Source organism: Fundidesulfovibrio butyratiphilus, from assembly GCF_054657235.1.
On sequence record NZ_BAAHXA010000004.1, the window covers coordinates 1 to 13238 of the forward strand.

Annotated in this window: 24 protein-coding genes and 1 other RNA gene; 24 read left to right on the top strand and 1 reads right to left on the bottom strand. The window is 63.6% G+C overall.

Annotated features, from left to right (window positions below; all coding sequences use genetic code 11):
• Positions 1-348: 348 nt before the first annotated feature.
• On the bottom strand, positions 349-828 hold the full coding sequence (locus ACYQ01_RS19330) for a helix-turn-helix domain-containing protein (RefSeq protein WP_459933949.1): 480 nt from the start codon (positions 826-828) through the stop codon (positions 349-351).
• A gap of 272 nt (positions 829-1100) precedes the next feature.
• Between ACYQ01_RS19330 and ACYQ01_RS19335 the strand changes: the two genes are divergently transcribed.
• The 24 genes from ACYQ01_RS19335 (at position 1101) to ACYQ01_RS19450 (ending at position 13113) form a co-directional block, all read left to right on the top strand.
• Positions 1101-1529 carry a hypothetical protein gene (locus tag ACYQ01_RS19335; protein WP_459933948.1) on the top strand — a complete coding sequence of 143 codons (429 nt, stop codon included), beginning with the start codon at positions 1101-1103 and terminating at the stop codon, positions 1527-1529.
• Positions 1526-1762, top strand: coding sequence for a hypothetical protein (locus tag ACYQ01_RS19340; RefSeq protein ID WP_459933947.1), 237 nt, complete (start codon positions 1526-1528; stop codon positions 1760-1762). The genes ACYQ01_RS19335 and ACYQ01_RS19340 overlap by 4 nt, the downstream gene beginning before the upstream one ends.
• A gap of 20 nt (positions 1763-1782) precedes the next feature.
• The gene (locus ACYQ01_RS19345) at positions 1783-3813 is read left to right on the top strand and encodes a Mu transposase C-terminal domain-containing protein (RefSeq protein WP_459933946.1); all 2031 of its coding nucleotides are present in this window, start codon (positions 1783-1785) and stop codon (positions 3811-3813) included.
• A 64-nt stretch (positions 3814-3877) separates the two neighbouring features.
• A complete protein-coding gene (locus ACYQ01_RS19350) occupies positions 3878-4606 on the top strand; it encodes an AAA family ATPase (RefSeq protein WP_459933945.1) in 729 nt (242 codons plus the stop codon).
• Positions 4603-5202, top strand: coding sequence for a hypothetical protein (locus ACYQ01_RS19355; protein ID WP_459933944.1), 600 nt, complete (start codon positions 4603-4605; stop codon positions 5200-5202). Before ACYQ01_RS19350 ends, ACYQ01_RS19355 begins: the two co-directional genes overlap by 4 nt.
• A complete protein-coding gene (locus ACYQ01_RS19360; RefSeq protein WP_459933943.1) occupies positions 5199-5600 on the top strand; it encodes a hypothetical protein in 402 nt (133 codons plus the stop codon). Before ACYQ01_RS19355 ends, ACYQ01_RS19360 begins: the two co-directional genes overlap by 4 nt.
• Before the next feature lie 110 nt (positions 5601-5710).
• Complete coding sequence (locus ACYQ01_RS19365) at positions 5711-6064, top strand: hypothetical protein (protein ID WP_459933942.1); 354 nt, start codon at positions 5711-5713, stop codon at positions 6062-6064.
• The gene (locus ACYQ01_RS19370) at positions 6061-6291 is read left to right on the top strand and encodes a hypothetical protein (RefSeq protein ID WP_459933941.1); all 231 of its coding nucleotides are present in this window, start codon (positions 6061-6063) and stop codon (positions 6289-6291) included. The genes ACYQ01_RS19365 and ACYQ01_RS19370 overlap by 4 nt, the downstream gene beginning before the upstream one ends.
• A complete protein-coding gene (locus ACYQ01_RS19375) occupies positions 6288-6899 on the top strand; it encodes a DUF3164 family protein (RefSeq protein ID WP_459933940.1) in 612 nt (203 codons plus the stop codon). The genes ACYQ01_RS19370 and ACYQ01_RS19375 overlap by 4 nt, the downstream gene beginning before the upstream one ends.
• Before the next feature lie 8 nt (positions 6900-6907).
• Positions 6908-7201, top strand: a complete 294-nt coding sequence (locus ACYQ01_RS19380; RefSeq protein ID WP_459933939.1) for an HU family DNA-binding protein — start codon at positions 6908-6910, stop codon at positions 7199-7201.
• 230 nt (positions 7202-7431) lie between these two features.
• Positions 7432-7498, top strand: an RNA gene (locus ACYQ01_RS19385) — hammerhead ribozyme type II.
• 9 nt (positions 7499-7507) lie between these two features.
• Complete coding sequence (locus ACYQ01_RS19390; protein ID WP_459933938.1) at positions 7508-7876, top strand: hypothetical protein; 369 nt, start codon at positions 7508-7510, stop codon at positions 7874-7876.
• Positions 7873-8217 carry a hypothetical protein gene (locus ACYQ01_RS19395; protein WP_459933937.1) on the top strand — a complete coding sequence of 115 codons (345 nt, stop codon included), beginning with the start codon at positions 7873-7875 and terminating at the stop codon, positions 8215-8217. The genes ACYQ01_RS19390 and ACYQ01_RS19395 overlap by 4 nt, the downstream gene beginning before the upstream one ends.
• On the top strand, positions 8217-8417 hold the full coding sequence (locus ACYQ01_RS19400) for a hypothetical protein (RefSeq protein ID WP_459933936.1): 201 nt from the start codon (positions 8217-8219) through the stop codon (positions 8415-8417). Before ACYQ01_RS19395 ends, ACYQ01_RS19400 begins: the two co-directional genes overlap by 1 nt.
• The gene (locus ACYQ01_RS19405) at positions 8414-8950 is read left to right on the top strand and encodes a phage protein GemA/Gp16 family protein (protein ID WP_459933935.1); all 537 of its coding nucleotides are present in this window, start codon (positions 8414-8416) and stop codon (positions 8948-8950) included. Before ACYQ01_RS19400 ends, ACYQ01_RS19405 begins: the two co-directional genes overlap by 4 nt.
• A 14-nt stretch (positions 8951-8964) precedes the next feature.
• On the top strand, positions 8965-9378 hold the full coding sequence (locus ACYQ01_RS19410; RefSeq protein ID WP_459933934.1) for a hypothetical protein: 414 nt from the start codon (positions 8965-8967) through the stop codon (positions 9376-9378).
• A gap of 12 nt (positions 9379-9390) precedes the next feature.
• Entirely contained in the window at positions 9391-9588 is a 198-nt protein-coding gene (locus tag ACYQ01_RS19415; RefSeq protein ID WP_459933933.1) for a hypothetical protein, read from the top strand.
• Entirely contained in the window at positions 9585-9830 is a 246-nt protein-coding gene (locus tag ACYQ01_RS19420; RefSeq protein WP_459933932.1) for a hypothetical protein, read from the top strand. The genes ACYQ01_RS19415 and ACYQ01_RS19420 overlap by 4 nt, the downstream gene beginning before the upstream one ends.
• A 1-nt stretch (position 9831) precedes the next feature.
• Positions 9832-10365 (top strand): hypothetical protein, encoded by a 534-nt coding sequence (locus ACYQ01_RS19425; protein WP_459933931.1) that lies wholly within the window; start codon positions 9832-9834, stop codon positions 10363-10365.
• On the top strand, positions 10358-10768 hold the full coding sequence (locus tag ACYQ01_RS19430) for a hypothetical protein (RefSeq protein ID WP_459933930.1): 411 nt from the start codon (positions 10358-10360) through the stop codon (positions 10766-10768). Before ACYQ01_RS19425 ends, ACYQ01_RS19430 begins: the two co-directional genes overlap by 8 nt.
• Positions 10769-10925: 157 nt before the next feature.
• Positions 10926-11276, top strand: a complete 351-nt coding sequence (locus tag ACYQ01_RS19435; protein ID WP_459933929.1) for a hypothetical protein — start codon at positions 10926-10928, stop codon at positions 11274-11276.
• Between the two features lie 277 nt (positions 11277-11553).
• Entirely contained in the window at positions 11554-12132 is a 579-nt protein-coding gene (locus ACYQ01_RS19440) for a Rha family transcriptional regulator (protein WP_459933928.1), read from the top strand.
• Position 12133: 1 nt separating this feature from the next.
• Positions 12134-12361 carry a hypothetical protein gene (locus ACYQ01_RS19445; protein WP_459933927.1) on the top strand — a complete coding sequence of 76 codons (228 nt, stop codon included), beginning with the start codon at positions 12134-12136 and terminating at the stop codon, positions 12359-12361.
• Positions 12362-12549: 188 nt separating this feature from the next.
• Positions 12550-13113 carry a transglycosylase SLT domain-containing protein gene (locus ACYQ01_RS19450; RefSeq protein ID WP_459933926.1) on the top strand — a complete coding sequence of 188 codons (564 nt, stop codon included), beginning with the start codon at positions 12550-12552 and terminating at the stop codon, positions 13111-13113.
• The last annotated feature ends 125 nt before the right edge of the window (positions 13114-13238 follow it).

Consider the following 13238-nt stretch of genomic DNA (forward strand, 5'->3'; position numbering starts at 1 on the left):
TCTTGCGACACTTGGTTCTGGTTCTAGGCTGAGCCGGGATATGTCGGGAGAATGTGGGATTTAATGGGACGCCAGCCCAATGATTGCGCCAACTTGGCCAGCGCCTGGCAAAGCGTTTTCGGCCTGGGCGCGCGAAAGTTGCTTTTGCACGTTTTTGCCCAGGCCGAGGCCAAAACGACAGTTGCTTTTGCACAAGCGCGCCCAGGCCTCATGCCGCTTCTCCAGGCAAAACGACAATCGTATATACGAAATCCATTCGCATTGTTTATTGAAAGCTCGCGTGTATTTCCGTAGGCATAGATAGCTACGATTCTCATCGCCTCACAATGGTCAATAGACATCTTCTGGTTACGCGATTTTCCTGGCCGATTCATCCTGCATCACCTCGGTAGAGCCCTTGTCTGGCGCGGCTCGGGCCTCAAGCCTGGCCAATTCCACGCGTAGGTCGGCATTCTGCTTGAGCAGTTCCCGGTTCTCCTGCCGAAGCTCCCGGTTCTCACCCCGCAGTTCCCGGTTCTCTTGGCGCAGGGCATTGATCTCGCTCGTCGGGTCAACACCCGCTGGCTCAATGGCCGTTGTGGCGTTGGGGGCAGGCGTTGTTTGGTCGCTGCCTACGGTGACTGGGCCATCGCCAAATAGAAGCCATTTGGGCTCTACACCAAAGGCGAGGCAGATTTGCCTGGCAGCAACCAAATCCGGTTCAGATTCCCCACGTTCATACCTTCCTAACGTATTTTTGTGAATCCCAGCCACCTGAGCGAACTCGGCTTGGGTTCGCTTACCGCGAATAAATTTCAGACGTGCGGCTGTCGTTGAGGGGGTGTCCAAGTTTGCCTCCCGAAGTTGGACAGGAAGTCGGACACGCCATTTTTTACCAACACATTGAAATAGTGTTGGAAAAAATTTTTCCCGTTTTTTTAACTTGGACACAAAAAACGAATTGACCAACTACCAAAAACGGGGCAAGAAAGTCCTGCGGGCGGTGCCAAAAAAACATTGCCAAATTACACCTTGAGTCTACCGCCCGCGAAAACCTGGGTCAACGTCAATCGGAACACCAAAAATTGACGCCGACCCGCTGGGTGGGACCGATGAGGCAGATGAGCTTGTTCGAGGGCGACGCACAGCTGGCCGGGCTGATTCCGGCCGTGCGGGCCGCCATGAACGCAGCCGCCGGGCTCGATCCGGACGGGCGCAAGCTCCTGGTCGACAAGATCAACGCCCTGGCCGCTTCCGGCGGGGTGCGCCTCACGGCCGGCAATACGAAATCCATCAGCAAGGACACGCTCGACAAGTGGTTGTCGCCTGCGGACCGGGACCATGTGCCAAACCTGTTGGCCGTGGTCGTCTTTTGCCTGGCCACGGGTGACCTGCGGCCCATGCGGGAGGCGCTGCGGCCCTTGGGTGCGGACGTGATGACCCCCGAGGACCGCAAATATGCCGCTTATGGCCGCGCGATAATCGAGCAGAAAGCCAAGGCCAAGGCCAAGCGCCGCCTTGAGGAGGAATTGTTGGAGGGACTGTCATGATGGAGACGGGAATGCGCCGGGATGCCTGGAAAATCCGTGGTCACCTGCGCTCCAAAGGGATGGGCATGAAGGACGTCCAGCGGGCGCTGGGACTCCGCAACTACAGCCCGGTCAGGGAGACCATCATCGGCCAACGGAACCACCGGAAGGTGCTGGCGTACCTGTTGGAATTGGGGTGCTCGGAGAAGTGGTTGGACCTGCCGGAAGACATGAAATCCCAGCGGGCGGCGTGAGCTACAGGCGGTAGGAAATCGTGAAGGATACATACACAACAGCTGAAATCGCTATGGTGCTCGGCATCGCAGTGCGGAGTGTCACCCGTCGCGCCGGCCGCGAGGCCTGGCCCAGCGCGGACGGCCGCGTGCGGGGCGGGGGCCGGTTGTATCCTCTCGCGTCCCTGCCCGCCGACGTGCGCGAGGCCCTGGCCGAAGGGCCGCTCGTCGCTCCGGTGGACTCCATCCGCCGGCAAGAGCCCGTGCCCCTGCCGCCGGTCAAGGCCGAGGTGCTCACCAAGTGGCAACGCCAGGTGCGCGACGCACGACTCATCATTTTGCGCGAGCTGGAACGCATGTCTCTGCTCGAAGGCATGCCCAAGGCGATGAAACACTTCCTGGCCCTGGCAAACGAGGGGAGCCTCAACGAAGCCCTGGACCGGGCCGTGGTCACGGCCAACGCCCGCAAGGGCAAGCGCCGGGCGCTGTGCCTCTCGACCCTGCGCAACTGGCTGGACGTGCTGCAAACGCAAGGCCCGGACGGTCTGGCCCCGCGCATGCGGCCGTACAAGCCGCTGCCAACATGGTTGCCGGTCTTCCTCAAGGAGTATCGCCAGCCGCAGAAGCCATCCATCGCCTGGTGCCATGAAAAGCTGGTGGCCGCTGGCGTCGAGCTGCCCGAATTGCGCACCGTGCAGCGCACAATCAAGAGCCTCGGCGCGTTGGAGGCCAACCGGGGCCGCATGGGGCCGAGAGAGCTGAAGCGGCTCAAGGCCTACGTCAAGCGCGATTTCGATGACCTGTTGCCCACGGATGTCTACACGGGCGACGGCCACACCGCCGACATGATGGTGCAGCACCCGGACCACGGCCGGGCTTTTCGGCCGGAGATCGTCTCGATCCTGGACCTGGCCACCCGCAAGTGTGTGGGCTGGAGCGTGGGCCTGGCCGAATCGTCGCTGCTGGTCGCGGACGCCTTACGTTGTGGCGTCGAGCATGGTGGAATCTCCGCAATTTTCTATTCGGACCGGGGGGCCGGCTTCCGCAACGACATGCTGGACGGCCCGGGCCTTGGCATTTTGGCCAGAATCGGCACGAGCGTCGAACACTCCATCCCCTACAACTCGCAGGCCAGGGGCGTGATCGAGCGCTTCCAGGCCATGTGGATACGCGAAGCCAAGGCCTCGCCTTCCTTTGTGGGCAAGGACATGGACCGTGAGGCTAAAAAGCTGATGTTCGACCGCGTCAAGGCGGAAGTGAAGGATTTTGGTCGGGCCAAGAGTCTGATCGAGTGGCCGCAGTTCCTGGCCTGGGTCGCGGGCCGGGTCGAGGCGTACAACGACCGGCCCCATTCCACGCTGCCGGTGATCCGTGACGAGGTCACGGGCAAAAAGCGCCACCGGTCCCCGAACGAACAGTGGGACGCCCTGGCCCCCCAGGCGGACATCATCATGGAGTCGCCCGAGGTGCTGGCCGATCTCTTCCGCCCCTATGCCGTCAAGCTGGTCAAGCGCTGCTGGGTCAAGATCAACGGGGAGGAATACTTCAGCCGGGCCTTGACCCCCTACCACGGGCAGGAAGTCATGGTGGGCTACGACGTTCACGATCCTTCCCGCGTCTGGATTCGCGACCTGAACGAGCGCCCGGTCTGCACGGCCGAACTGAACGGCAACGTCCACGACTATTTCCCCAAATCCGTGGTCGAAAAGGCGCGCGAAGACCGGGCCAAGGGCCGCATGGAGCGCGTGCAGCGCAAGGAAGAAGAAATTTTGGCTGAGTTGAACGGCGGCAAGCCGGTGCTGGAGGTTTCGCCGCTCTCCAATAGCGAGCTGGTGCTCCACCAGCGGGTCTCCCAGGAGATCGAGACGGCCAAGGTTTTGCCGCTCAAGCCGGAACGGGAAACCGAGCGCGACCGCTTTCGGCGCGCGCTTGGCCTCGAACGCCGGCTGAACGCCGGGGAAAACATTTCGCCTGAAGAGACTGTGTGGCTCGCCCGGTACCGGACATCGAACGAGTACCGGGCCGAGGCCAGCCTGTACGAAGATTTTGGCGAGGCGATGTTTGGCGGATGAACGGTGAGGCCCCGACCGCTGCCACGGTCGAGGCCCCGAAACGAACCAAAAAGGAGACGTCAAGATGCAGCAAACCGTCGCAAAAGACAAGACCATCGCGCCCCTGCTCAACGTGAGCCTGTTCGCCGGGCTGGTGGAGACCGTGATGAACCGGGCGCCGGATTTGCCGGGCATGGCCTGCTTTTACGGGCCTTCGGGCTACGGCAAGACCTTTGCATCCACCTACGCGTCCAACAAGTACCGAGCGTTTGTCGTGCAAATCAAGTCGGTCTGGACGCGCAAGAAGCTCTGCGAGCAGATTTTGAGCGAAATGTCGATCGACCAGGAGCGCACGGTGCCCGCCATGGTCGACCAGATCGCCGAGGAACTAAGCAACTCCCACCGGCCGCTCATCATCGATGAGGCCGACTTCCTTGTGCAAAAGGGGCTGATCGAGATTGTCCGCGACATTTACGAAAGTTCGAACTCCTCAGTCATCCTGATCGGCGAAGAAAATATGCCAAGCGCCTTGCGCAAGTGGGAGCGCATCCACAACCGCATGCTGGACATGAAGCGCGCCCAGCCGGCCAGCCTTGACGACACCAGGCACTTGGCGCGCCTCTATTGCCCGGGCGTGGACCTGGCCGACGACATGCTTGCGGCCATCCACGAGGCGGCGGCCGGGTGCACGCGCCGCATCTGCGTCAGCCTGGACCGGGTGCGCGACTACGCGGCCGCACGGGGAGCTACGGCCCTGTGCCGGGCCGACTACGACGGCGAGCTGTTCAGCGGCCGTCCCGGGGGACGGTCGTGATCACGGCCAAGCTGCAACGCCCGCCAAGCCGCCAGGACGTCTGGGACGTGATGCGCGAGCGCAGGGAGTTTGTGGCCCAGGACCTCGTTCGCTTGACCGGAGCGACCCTCGCCATGGTCGCGGACTACATCGCCAGTCTGCGCAAGGCCGGATTCGTGGCGATCGCGGGCGAAACCGAGAGCCCGGGCGGGAATCCGGGATCGTTCAAGCGCGCGCTGTACCGGCTGGTCAGGGACAACGGCCGCGAAGCGCCGAGGGTGCGCAAGGACGGCACGTCCTGCCCGCCGACAAAACGCGAGAGCATGTGGCGCACCATGCCGGGCCTGGGCGCCTTTACCGCGCGGAACCTGGCCCTGGCCGCGTCAACGGAAGACGTGCCCGTGCTTGAGACCGACGCCCAGGATTACGTTTCGCATCTTTATCGCGCCGGCTACCTGGCCCTTGTCAAGCCGGCCTCTCCCAAGGGCGGCAAGGCCGTGTACCGGCTGGTGAAACGCACGGGGGGGCTGCCGCCCCAGGTGCTGCGCACCAAGGCGGTCTATGACCCCAACCGCAAGGAAATCGTGTGGATGGACCTGGGCGGGGTGACCTCATGATCCCCTCCCGTATCCCCCGCGAAACCGCCCTGGCCAAGGCCCAGGCGGCCTGGGGCGCGGACCTGCCGGATTGGGTGCGCGAGCTGGCCGTGCAGTGCGACCAGGCGGCCAGCATGGCCAAGGTGGGCGCGCAGCTGGGCGTCACCAAGGGCGCGGTGAGCCGCATTGTCCGCAACGACTGGACGAGCGACACCACGCGCATCGAAGAGGCCGTGCGCCGGGCTTGGCTGGCCGAGTGCGTGATCTGCCCGGTGCTGGGCGAAATATCCCTGGCCGAGTGCGAGGCCAACCAGGCCCGGCCCTTTTCGGCCGCCAACAACATGCGGGTGCGGCTCTACCGCGCCTGCCGGGACGGCTGTGCCCACAGTCGATTGACCGATGACCGTGCGGGGCATTGACCGGTCAATCCGCCGGCTGGGGCAACCCGCGTCACGGCGGGCGACGCCGGCCAGAAAGTGGCGGCGGCGCGAAGAGCGGGCCACCAAACGTCAACTCGAGGGGGTGCTGCGTGAGTACGCAAAACGCTGACATTCGGCGGCTGGAGCTGCTGGTGGGCTCGGTACACATCACCCTGCAGGACGCGACGCGCCTGCCTGACGACACCAGGCGCAAGCTGCTGCGTTGCGCCTGGGTGGACCTCGGCCGAGCGCGGGACGTGATTGCGAGGTGCCGCCTCGACGGGCTCGACCGCATGCAGACGCGCCTTACCCAGGCGAGCGTGGCCCTGACCGACGCCATCAAGACCGCGAAGCCCCTGCTGCGGGCCGAGCTGCTGACGCGGGCGCACGAGCATGTGCTGGCAGCCATGAGCGATTGCAACCACCTGGCCAAGCGCCAGACTACTGCGGAGGAATGTGCATGATTGCGAGCGAAATACAGACCGTGCGGCTGGCCCTGGGGACCGCAATGGAACGCGTGGACCAGGAAACTCGGGCGGTCCTGCTGCTCTGCCGCGAGCGCCTGGACGCCACGGCGGACCTGGCCGGAGAACTGGAGGCCCAGGTGGTGGCCACGAGAGCCCTCGAAGCCGCCAATCGGAAGGCGAAGCGCCGGTGGCAGACTCTCACGAGCAAGGACGGCGCGCAATGACCGCCACGATACCTGAAGGCTACATGGAAGACCCCCAGGGCCGCTTGGTGCCCCTGGCCATGGTCAAGGACGTGGACCTGGCCCGGCACGAGCTGGTGCTCGAGGTGGTGGGCAAGGCCCGCGCCGTTCACGATGACCTGGCCAAATTCCAGGCCGACGTCCAGGCCGACGTTGCCGCCTTCGTCCAGCTCTCGGCCGAACAGTACGGGGTCAAGATCGGCGGCGACAAGGGCAACCTGTCCCTGGTCTCGTACGATGGCCGGTACAAGGTGCAGCGCCAGGTGGCCGAGACCTTGGCCTTTGACGAGCGCTTGCAGGCCGCCAAGGCGCTTGTGGACGAGTGCATCACCGAATGGACCACGGGCAGCCGGGACGAAATCCGAGCCCTCATCAACGACGCCTTTCAGGTGGACAAGGAGGGCAGGATCAACACCGGCCGAGTGCTCGGCCTGCGCCGGCTCAAGATCGACGACGACCGGTGGCGTCAGGCCATGCAGGCCGTGAGCGACAGCCTGCGGGTGGCCGGCAGCAAGACCTACCTGCGCGTCTATGAACGCCGCGAAGACGGCAAATACGTGCCCATCGCCCTGGATTTGGCGGCGATGTGAGGGGATTTATGACCAAGCAAGAGTTGATCGACCGCATTGTTTGGACGCTGAAGACGGACGCCGAGACCATGCACATCGGCAAGAAGCATGTGGCCAGCGTGCTCGACATCGCCGGCGACGTGATCGCCGCCGAGCTGCTGGGCGGGGGCGAAGCGCCCCTGCCTGGCCTGGGCAAGCTGGTGACCCAGGCGACAAAGGCCCGCCAGGGACGCAACCCCCGGACCGGGGAGCCTCTCGACATCCCCGCCGGCCGTCGGGTGGCGTTTAATGCGGGCAAGGCCCTCAAGGAGGCGCTGAAGTGAGACGCTTAACTGAACATACGGACGAGGCCGCCACTGCGTTGGTGGATACGTGGAACTTGCACTACCCGATTGGGACGGAAGTCAAAGTGGTCAAGGATCGGGGCGAGGTCCTGGAGACGCGCACGCGTTCGCAAGCTTGGATTACTCCTTCTGGCGGCGTGTTGGTCATGATTGTGGGGATATCCGGCGGCTATAGCCTCTCGCGTGTCATCCCCATACCCCAAGCCTGATTGCGAAACCGCCCCACGCGGGGCGGTCGTCGGACGGTGGCGCGTCCGGCCTGACGAGCAGCCGAAAGGAAATATCGTGGCAAAACGCAACAAACGTGATTGTGCAACATGCGGCTGGGGTGTCCATTGGGAACGTAGCGGTTATGACGGCAAGCTGCATGGTCGTTGCATGTTCAGACCGTCTTGTCGCGTCCCGCGTCACTATGGATTCGCAGCCGGGTTTGGCGAAGAAACGCCGATGCCAGAAGACTGCCCGGCATGGAAGAAACCGCGAGATATGTATCTCGTGCCAGAGTGGAAAGAAGAACATCTTGAATATCTTGCGCGAGCAAATGACTATAAATGCAGAAAAATTTCAGAGGTTGCTCAACAGATTAGAGACGAAAGAGCGAGGCTTCTCGCCGAAGACCCGGAGATGGCCAAGCGCTTGGGGATACAGCAATGAACCGTAAACCAAAAAACTTCACCGTGACCCTCGAAATTGGGGGAAAGTCGTATGGCTCAGTTTCAAAAACGACGTGGGAGCAGGCTGTTCGAGCAGTGAACAAAGCGGAATGTGGAACAAAGCCAAAGCGGGTCACGGCGGCCACCATTCGGGCGGCCCTGAAGAAAAAGGTCAAGGAAGAACTGTCGCAAGAGCAACGCCAGAACATCCTGAACCTGATGTGGTCCGGGCTCACAGTAGCCGAAATCGCCACGCAAGCAGGGGTGACGCATGAAGTCGTTCAGGGAGTGTTCGAACTGAACATCAAGACGGTGAAAACGCTTCGCAAGGAGTCCCTGTGATGTCTGCCCCCAAACGCTTCCTCCCCGGCCGCGCCTACGGCGGCTCCTTGGCCGTGATCGACACCCACCGCAAGGGCCGGGCGGTCTGCATCGTGCTGCCGGACCCGGAAAAACCCGGAGCGGCGGACAAATTGGCCGTGATTTTCGCTGACGCGTTGAATCAGCTCCACGAGAAAAGCACCGGAGGGAAAAAGGCATGAGCGCCGCACAAAACTACCGCAAGGCCCTGACCACGAAGATCCACGTGGCCAAGGCCCAACTGGGCATCAGCGACCCGGACTACCGCGCGTTGCTCCAGACCATGTTTCGGGCGGCCAGCTCGAAGGCCCTGACCACGCGCCAGCTCGACCAGTTGTTGCGCCACTTCGAGGACAACTGTGGCTGGCAGCCGCGCACCACCAAGGCCCGCAAGGGCGACAAGGCCCCCAGCGAAAAGGCTCTGCGCCGCACGCCGATGCTCACGAAGATTGAGGCCTTGCTGGCCGAGCTGGCCAACATGCAGGACGCCTTTGTGCCGTGGGACTACGCCCACGCCATCCTCAAGCGGATGTACAAGGTCGACCGCCTGGAATGGGCCACGCCCAACCAGCTGCGCGCGGTGATCGCGGCCCTGGACAAGCGCGTGGCCAAGCTCATCAGGCAGGCGCTCGAAGACAAGGACACGCGCCTCGAAGTGCTGCGGGTGTGGCGCGAAAGCATGCGCAAGGCCGCCGGCCTGCGCGAGACCGTTTAGCGAGCGTTTACAGCGTGGACCAGGTCAACACCTCCTCCCTCGATCTGCCCGGCGTGCTGGCCGAGATCGCGGCCGTGGCCGGCGAGGCCGCCGCCGTGGCCGTGGCCCGTGCCAAGGGCGGCACGCGGGCCTACCTGCCCGGTCCGGACCGCTTGCTGCCTGGTCACTGGCTGGTGGCCGCCGTGGGGATGGAGGCCGCCCAGGCCATCGCCGCCCGCCTGGGCGGCGGCGACGTGGAGATACCGCTGGGGCCGTACGCCGGCAACCGGGCCAGGGTGCATGCCGCAATCCGCGAGGCCGCCCGGCGAGGCGAGTCCGAGGCCGCCATCGCCCGCCTGGTCGGAGTAACGGACCGCACCGTGCGCAACCTCAAGGCCGCCCGGCGGGACCGCAAGGGCCTCCGCTCCGACCAGACCACGCTGTTTTGAGGAGTTTTGCCCATGACTGAGGAATTTACATTGTGCAACGCGCTGCTGGCGCACGGCTCGGCCCGCTCGATCCTGCTGGTGCTGGACGACGGACGGTCCGTGACCCTGCCGGATAGGCTGTTGCGCTATGACCGGGACGGCGCCCGGTGCGGCGAGAAGATCACCCTGGCCATGCCCCTGTGGCTGGCCAGAAAGGAAGGGTTGCTATGAACGCGCTGGAACGCTTCAACAAGGCCAAGGACGAATACGTCGCAGAAGTCGAGCTGATGTATATGGCTGCGGAGAAGATTTACGGCCCTGACGATCCCTACATGGAACGCATGGCCGCCGCGATGGAGCGAATGGCGGCCGGTTTGCGGGCCGGCAGGTTGCAGGCCGAACGCAAGGCGGAAGCAGAAACGCCCGGCATCGTCGCCCAGATGGGCGCGTATCTCCGGAGCAAGGCGCACTGACATGGCTGACGACGGTCGCGTGATCGAAGTGGATTTCACGAAGCGCCAGCCGCCCGTGATACAAAAGACGTTCGCGGATCTGCCCCCATGCTCCCACAAGGTGATCGCGGTGGACAGGGGCGCGCGCCGGGTCTTTTGCGACGCCTGCGGTCAGGAACTTGACCCCATCCAGGTGCTTATCGACCAGGCGAGCGGCCATCGCCGCGTGGACCATCGCATCCAGGAGTTGAGGAAGCTGCAAGCCGAGATGTCCGAGCGGGAGACCCTGCGGTTGCGCCTGGCGGCCGACCAGGCCAAAAACCGCCTGCGCATTGTTTCCGGTCTGCAAGACGCGGGGCCAGGCGAGCGCGTTGTGCAGATCGCGGTCAAGTGTCGCGCCACCGGGAACAGCTATGGCTTTTTCGTGGCCATACCGACCAAGCGGTGGCGCAAGGGCTTTGATCTCGCCGTGCTGGAGCTGCTCGCCCCTCGACTGTTCAACGTGTTTCAGTGGGTTTGGACAGGGCCGGCGTTTGAAGGTGAGCAAAATGGCTGACCGTCGCCGGCCCGAGGCCCGTATCACCCTGGAGACTCCCGCCGGCCGGCGCGTGGCCGAGTTGTTCCCGGCGGAGCTGTTTGCCGGGCGCCCTGGCGCCACGCCCGGGCGCTACCGGGTGCGGATCGATCGGGCCTGGTACGCGCCGGGCGAAAAGTACGTGTTCGTGACCTTGCAGGAGGCCTTCGCCGTCTTGGCCGGCCTGGCGGGCGTGGCCCCGTCCGAGCCCGCCCCGAAGATCCCCGTGGGTAGTTGGGTGCGCGTCCCCAGCCGGGTGATCGCCGGCGCGAAGCTCTACACCCGCACCCACACCATCCGCCCGCCGTTCCAGGGTGTGGACGGCCGGTGGCGGGTGTTTTGTGCGCTGTTCAACGCCCCTGTTCTTGTAGACGATATCGCCTGACGCCCGGTGTTTACCAGATGACGAGATTCGTTTACACGCTTGCGCAGAGAACCTTTGAGCCTGCGGGAGAATGTGTATGTGGATATTCGTTGCTTGGATAGTGTGTGGAGTCGCTACGGCGGCCGTCGCGACCTAAAAAACGGGATGGGTACCTGCCATGAAAAGACTGTTTCTGCTCGTCGTTTGTGTAGCCCTATTCTGCTCAACTGCCTATGCCGGATGGCCACCGACTCAAAAAGAAGTGACGGAAGCGATTAAGGCCGCCGTTATCATGAGTCGGAAGGGGTATGTAACTGTTGATATTGACAATAACACCGCATTTATTGAGCCTCTTGGGTGGAAAGGCTTCACCACGCAAGACAAGATGCTTTTCACGTTGACCATCATGAGAGTGTTCTCTGAAAAACGTGGCGGAAACCAGCCTTATGTATTCATCCGCGAACAAGTCAGTAAAGACCTGCTGGCTACAGGTTTCCTCGAAGACGGGCGAATCGAGCTGAAGCGTTGAAGGTCGCCAGTCCCCGTGAGCAACCTTGACACCACCGAACGTTTCAGGCATGGGCCGTCCAGGAGCCTCAGAACTCCTTTATCGTAGGACGGCCCCACGCCCGTCAGCCGTGCCATAGGCGCGCAAGCGCCGTTTGTTTTACCTGACCGGTTCTCTGCCGGGTGTGGGCTAATACAATACCTTTCGGGGGAATACGCCCGCCGCTCCTACGCGGTTCTGAGCACCCGGCAGTTTTCATTTCCGAAGCTGTCCATCAGAAAATTGTAGGAGGCCTTTCATGTCCACGACCATTTCCCTTCCCACCCCCGCGATTTCCGTTGAGTTCCTGTCTGGCGAGCGTCCGGCTGTTCGGTCTGTCGAGCTGGCCCAGCATTTCGGCTTGCAGCACAAGCATGTGCTGCGCGACATTGACGGATTGCGGAAGAAGCTTCCGGCATCCTTCACTGAGCCCAACTTTGGGCCGAGTGAATACCGAGACTCGACCGGCCGCACCTTGCCCGCCTTCCTCCTCACCCGCGACGCCTTCACCCTGCTCGTCATGGGCTGGAACAGCCAGCGGGCCATCGAGTGGAAGCTCAAGTACATCGAAGCCTTCAACGCCCTGGAGCGTGCCGCGTTGGAGAACGCCCGGCAACAGGCCCTGGAAGACGCGGCCACGGCCCGGCGCGAGGGCGTGGCCGTTGGGGCCAGGGCCGTGCTGGCGGTCTCGCCGGAGCGTTTGCAGGCCTTTCGCCGGGTGGTGCGCTACAAGCGCATGGGGCTTTCCACGTCCGAGGTGGCCAAGCTCATGGACATGGGTGCGACAACGGTGCGCATGTGGGCGCGCAAGGCCCGCACCCTCGGCCTGGAGGCGTAGCATGCTGGTGGACCCTGACGACACCTGCGCGGACCTCTTGGAGAAGGTAAGCGAGCTGACCGGCTTTCTGGCCGAGGCCGTTCCGGCCTGGCTCGACCACGGTCCGGGCTCGCCGGCTCCTTCGCCCAGGGCGGTCGCCGGCCTGAGCTGGATAGCCCTGCTGCTGGCCGACATGGCCGACCAGGCGGCCAAGCGCCACCGGCTGGAAACCCAACGCCAGGCGGCCTGACGCCGAACACCGACAACCAACCGGCCCCCGCTCACGCGGGGGCCTTTGTTTGACATCGCCTATTTGATCTGCGAAGAGGCAGAATAGGCCGCCCCTCCCGACCACCCCGGAAAATTTTCCGGGTTAGCCTCCCGCCCGCCAAATTCTACACCGTCCACGTTGCCAACCTCAACGTGGACGGTGTTTTCATGCACATCATCTTCTCGTCTCCCGGTGTGTTCTCTTCGTTTGTGACCGACATGGCTCCGGGGTATCGGATACCCCCCGAGATCGCTTTGGCCTTGGTCCACGTGGAATCCGGGGGCTGCTATGACGCCTGGAACCCTGAACCCCGCTACAATTACCTGTGGGACGTGCGGGAAAACCGACCTTTCAAACGTCTCACTCCCGCTGAATTGGCGTCCAAGTACCCCCCCAAGGGCTTTCCGGCCCCGCCCGGCGTTGATCCCGACGCCGAGTACTGGGGCCAGCAGGCCAGCTGGGGCCTGGGGCAGATCATGGGCGCCAACGCCCGGGCCTTGGGCTACAATGGCAAGTTTTTGACCGGCCTGTGCGAACCCGGCGTGGGGCTCTCCTACGCCCTGCAACACCTGTCCCGCCTGCGCGACCAGTTTCTTGCCTCCACCGGCTGGCCCGGAGTGCTGGCGGCCTACAACGCGGGCTCCCCGCGCAAGACGCCTGACGGCACGTGGGAGAACCAGGCCTACGTGGACAAGATCGCCCTGGCCCTGGGCGGCGCGTGGCCGTCGTGAGGGCCTGGCTGCAACAGTGTTGCAACGCCGCGCATGTGTACTGCCGGCTGCGCGGTCTCGGGCTCTCAACCTCTCGGGCCAGGCGCTGGGCCGCAACCTGGGAGCGTCTCGTCAACCGCATCCTC